Genomic DNA, 941 nt, shown 5'->3' on the forward strand with positions numbered 1-941 from the left:
CGCCAGCCGAGCGCGCGGGAGATGCCGAGGCCGCTGGCGATCACCGACGGCAGCGCGGCCCGATGCTGTACCGAGCCGGAGCGCACGACCACCGACAACGCAGCGACGACCCGGCCGTCTCCGTCCACCACTCGCGTGGCGACGGAGTCGGCGTCCGGGGACAGTTCCCCTCGGACGGTTGCCGTACCGGTCAGGCGGCACTCGGCGAGTTCCTTGCGCAGTGCCGCCGGGTCCACGGTCGTGCGCGGCGTGTGCCGGCGCAGCGGACCGGACAGGACGCTCTCGATCAGCTCGGCTCCGCCGTGGCTGAGCAACACCTTGCCCACTCCCGAGCAGTGCAGCGGCAGCCGCCCGCCGACCTGGGAGACCAGGTCCGGCGCCGCCGGCGCGGACAGCCGTTCGACGACCACCGCCTCCTGCCCCTCAAGCACTGCCAGTTGTACGTGCTGATGCAACGCCGTATGCAGATCCTCGATGAACGGCTGCGCCGTCGTCCGCAGCGACTCGGTCAACGGCGCAAGCGTCCCGAGTTGCCAGAGACGCAACCCGATGTCGAACCGCCCATCGCCGCGCCGACGCAACACGCCGGCGCTACTGAGCTCCATCGCCAGACGGCGCACGGTCGGGTGCGGCATGCCCGTGATGCGCGCGAGTTCGGCGAGGCTGAGGTTGGGCCGCTCGGGCGTGAACGCGAAGAGCACCCGCAGCAGGCGGGAACTCACACTCCTGCCGGGCTCACCGGTACGGGGCATCGCGCCGCCTCTCCCGCCGACATGTTCATAGGATGGTCGCACTCACCCACTCCCGCGGTTCCCTCGCCAGTATGGGGCCGTGAGAACCCATCACCGGAGCGGTTCGACACCCGCGACACCCAGGATCGCGATCGTCGGAGGCGGTATCGGTGGCCTCGCGGCCGCCGCCTTCCTCTACCGGGCGGGGCT

At 71.2% G+C, this 941-nt stretch carries 1 protein-coding gene; it reads right to left on the reverse strand.

What is annotated here, in order from left to right:
• On the reverse strand, window positions 1–752 hold a 752-nt coding region (locus Vau01_RS63020; RefSeq protein WP_204015487.1), incomplete at its 3' end, for an IclR family transcriptional regulator.
• Window positions 753–941 lie beyond the last annotated feature (189 nt).

The organism is Virgisporangium aurantiacum (assembly GCF_016863635.1).
GTDB classification, from domain to species: domain Bacteria; phylum Actinomycetota; class Actinomycetes; order Mycobacteriales; family Micromonosporaceae; genus Virgisporangium; species Virgisporangium aurantiacum.